Source organism: Peptacetobacter sp. AB800, from assembly GCF_047807365.1.
Classification (GTDB): domain Bacteria; phylum Bacillota; class Clostridia; order Peptostreptococcales; family Peptostreptococcaceae; genus Peptacetobacter.
Genome location: NZ_JBLOUI010000132.1, coordinates 1 through 223 on the forward strand (window position 1 = coordinate 1; position 223 = coordinate 223).

The 223-nt window shown below is 42.6% G+C and carries 1 rRNA gene; it reads right to left on the minus strand.

Annotation, left to right across the window (positions count from 1 at the left end):
- Nucleotides 1-92: ribosomal RNA gene (locus tag ACK2WN_RS12455) — 16S ribosomal RNA — on the minus strand; the annotation flags it as partial.
- Nucleotides 93-223 lie beyond the last annotated feature (131 nt).

Below are 223 nucleotides of genomic sequence, written 5' to 3' on the forward strand. Positions count from 1 at the left end.
CCGCCGCTCTTCTCCGAAGAGAATCGCTCGACTTGCATGTGTTAGGCACGCCGCCAGCGTTCATCCTGAGCCAGGATCAAACTCTCAAAAATAAAATGATTTCTGCGAAATTATATCGCCAACGAATTTTTCGCTAATACTCAAAATTCCGTTGCTCAAATTTTCGCTTTGTTTAAAATCCGCTCAGATGTTATCTCAAAATATCTGGCATGGTTTGTATGGC